Origin of the sequence: Erwinia sp. (assembly GCF_031978025.1) — a bacterium.
GTDB lineage: Bacteria > Pseudomonadota > Gammaproteobacteria > Enterobacterales > Enterobacteriaceae > Erwinia.
Genome location: NZ_DALZCD010000371.1, coordinates 1 through 3,270, shown reverse-complemented (window position 1 = coordinate 3,270; position 3,270 = coordinate 1). Strand labels below are relative to the sequence as shown.

4 protein-coding genes are annotated in these 3,270 nt (G+C 54.5%); 2 read left to right on the top strand and 2 right to left on the bottom strand.

Annotation, left to right across the window (positions count from 1 at the left end):
- On the bottom strand, positions 1-485 hold a 485-nt coding region (locus tag RTK32_RS20380), incomplete at its 3' end, for an ABC transporter substrate-binding protein (protein ID WP_312047136.1).
- Positions 486-948: 463 nt separating this feature from the next.
- Between RTK32_RS20380 and RTK32_RS20375 the strand changes: the two genes are divergently transcribed.
- Positions 949-1,470 (top strand): O-acetyl-ADP-ribose deacetylase, encoded by a 522-nt coding sequence (locus tag RTK32_RS20375; protein ID WP_312047134.1) that lies wholly within the window; start codon positions 949-951, stop codon positions 1,468-1,470.
- 6 nt (positions 1,471-1,476) lie between these two features.
- On the opposite strand, the gene pspF is transcribed toward RTK32_RS20375, so the two are convergent.
- Positions 1,477-2,469: a phage shock protein operon transcriptional activator gene (gene pspF / locus RTK32_RS20370; RefSeq protein ID WP_312047132.1), complete on the bottom strand. Its 993-nt coding sequence runs from the start codon at positions 2,467-2,469 to the stop codon at positions 1,477-1,479.
- 154 nt (positions 2,470-2,623) lie between these two features.
- Here pspF and pspA point away from each other — a divergent pair.
- Positions 2,624-3,270 (top strand): phage shock protein PspA (pspA, locus tag RTK32_RS20365; protein WP_312047131.1); only part of this gene is annotated, 647 nt, incomplete at its 3' end.

The following is a 3,270-nucleotide window of genomic DNA, read 5'->3' as shown; positions in this document are numbered from 1 at the left end:
GTATCACCGCTCAGCTTTTTCACGCTGGCCACGCTATCGGCAAACTGTAAGCTGTCAAAATAGGGATAGCTGCCACCGTTAACAGCATGCCAGGCAGATTTACGGTCGAAAATGCGCTGAAAGCTGAATACCACGTCGTCCGCATTCATTGGGCGGGAGGGACTAAACCAGGCGGTTTTCTGGAAAGGCACATTATGCCGCAGATGGAAGCGGTAGGTAGCGCCGTTATCCAGCGTCTCCCAGCTTGCCGCCAGCTCGGGAATGAGCCGATAGGTATAGGGATCAACATCCAGCAGGCGATCGTAGAGCTGCGCGGCAAGCGTATCCACCACCAGCCCGCCGCTGGCGAGCTGTGGATTAAAAGTTGTCGCCGCGCCGTTCACGCAATAGACAAAGCCGCTTTGGCGGATATCTTCCGGCGGAGCAGCGGCAGCAGAAGCGACCAGGCTAAGGCCGACCAGAAAAGTGCAGAGTAGTGTGCGCATAGGTCATCTGAAATATCAGGCAATCCTCAGAGTGTACCGCACTCTTGAGGCTCCCCCAAAGTTTGCCAGGACAACTGGCGCTTTTTCATCCGCCAGCACTGTTCCCCTCCGGGGAAACAGGGCCAGCATCCTGACGCTATCCTGATTAATCGCGACCGGACGACAGAAGCCCTTATACCGTTTTACCCGTCGATGCGGGTAGGCGTGTTTCAGCGGTATACGCCCGATATTAGTGTGGTAATGAGAATTATTCTCACTAAAAGCTTTACAGGAGCGTGTGAGAATGATTATTATTCCCTTGCACTTCAACGGGGGCTCTACCGGAGAAGGGCACGACATTGCTCACATTGCTTCCAGTATTTTTAGCCCGCGCCGAGCGGGCTTTTTTTTGCGCATTTTTCGGCGGGGGCAGCGGCGAAAGAGAGACGAGGGCGTCTATACTGGAAGCGTAAAGGAGGCACTTATGTCTGACAAAATTAAATTATTACAGGGCGATATCACGCAAGTACCGGTAGAGGCGATGGTCAATGCGGCTAACTCGTCGCTGCTGGGCGGTGGCGGAGTGGACGGCGCAATACATCGTGCCGGGGGCAGCGCTATTTTGGAAGAGTGCAGGGCAATCCGTGCCCGACAGGGCGGCTGCAAAGAAGGCGACGCCGTGATCACCGGTGCAGGTAACCTGCCTGCACGCTATGTTATCCATACTGTAGGGCCGGTATGGAATGGGGGGCAAAACGGTGAACCGGAGCTTTTACGAAGTGCTTACCACCGCTGCTTCGACCTGGTAGATGAATACAAGATTAAATCGGTTTCGTTTCCCAACATCAGCACCGGTATCTATCGATTTCCCAAAACGCTGGCGGCAGAGATAGCGCTGGAAGCGATTGTCGCCAGGCTTAGTGAAACGGTAGAGCAGGTTAATATCGTTTGCTTTGAGCAGGAAAGCTACGCTATCTGGCGCACCTTACTTCAGCAGCAGAGCTAAGATTTCTTATGTCGTGCCGTCATCCGCCCCGATTTCTACATTATGCTTTTTCATCATTGCGCGCAGCTGGTGGTAGGTGACGCCCAGCAGATCTGCCGCCCGACGCTGGTTATAGCGCGCCTGTTCCAGGCCTTTTTGCAGCAGCTCTCTTTCCTGATGATGCTGCCAGCGACGTAAATCCAGCGGTAAAGCGGGCAGATCGCCGGCGGTGTTGGCTGTCGGAGCCGCATAGAGCCGCTGAAAAGGGTTGATAATAATGGTATCCAGCGCCTCATCCGTTTCGCTATGGCGATAGACAGATCGCTCCACCACGTTTTTTAATTCCCGCACGTTGCCCGGCCATTCGTGCTCCAGCAGCGTCTGCCGTGCCCTTGTGGAGAAACCAGGGAAAAACGGCAGGCCCAGTTCCCGGCACATCTGAATAGCAAAATGCTCTGCCATGACCAGGATGTCGCTACGGCGCTCGCGCAGCGGCGGCAGCTGCACCACGTCAAAGGCAAGCCTGTCCAGCAGATCGGCACGAAACTTCCCCTCTTCAGCCAGCTGCGGTAAATCGGCGTTGGTGGCGCAGACCAGACGCACGCTAACCTGTAAAGGCTGGCTGCCACCGACGCGCTCCAGCTGACCATATTCGATAACCCGCAGCAGTTTTTCCTGCACCAGCATCGGGGCTGTTGCCAGCTCGTCTAAAAACAGCGTACCGCCATCGGCACGCTCGAAGCGGCCAAGGTGGCGCTTTTGTGCACCGGTAAACGCGCCAGCTTCGTGGCCAAAAAGTTCGGAATCCAGCAGGCTCTCGTTCAGGGCCGCGCAGTTTAAGGAAATAAACGGTCCCTGCCAGCGCTCGGAAAGATAATGCAGCCGACTGGCGATCAGCTCTTTACCGGTGCCGCGTTCGCCGATCACCAGCACCGGCTTATTCAGCGGTGCCAGGCGCGAAACCTGCTCCAACACCTCCAGAAAATTATTCGACTCGCCAAGCAGCGTCTCTTTTTCCATTTTTTTCGCCAAATAGTGGTTATTTACACCACTTTAGAGAAACTCAGCCCGACTGTAAACCTGCCTATTCAAGTAAAATCAAAGGGATAAAAGTTGGCATGCGAATTGAATAGCTATCTCCGTCACACCAAAATTTATTAAGAGGATGAACATTATGGGTATTTTTTCTCGCTTTGCCGACATCGTGAACGCCAATATCAATTCGCTGCTGGAAAAAGCAGAAGATCCGCAGAAGCTGGTGCGCCTGATGATTCAGGAAATGGAAGATACGCTGGTGGAAGTACGATCCACCTCTGCCCGCGCACTGGCAGAGAAAAAACAGCTGCACCGCCGTATTGAACAGGCAGAGATTCAGCAGGCCGAGTGGCAGGAAAAAGCGGAGCTGGCGCTGCGTAAAGATAAAGATGACCTGGCCCGCGCTGCGCTGATTGAAAAACAGAGGTTGAGCGACCTGACCGTCTCGCTAACGCGTGAAGCGGAACAGGTAGAAGAAACCCTGGGCCGTATGAAGGGTGAAATTGGTGAGCTGGAGAAAAAACTGAGTGAAACCCGTGCTCGCCAGCAGGCGCTGACCCTGCGTCATCAGGCTGCTTCTTCTTCACGCGACGTGCGTCGCCAGTTGGACAGCGGTAAAATTGACGAGGCGATGGCTCGATTTGAGTCTTTCGAGCGCCGTATCGACCATATGGAAGCCGAGGCCGAGAGCCATAGCTTTGGCAAAAAGAAAAGCCTGGATCAGGAATTCGCTGACCTTCAGGCAGACGACGCCATTTCCGAGCAGCTGGCGGCCCTGAAGACAAA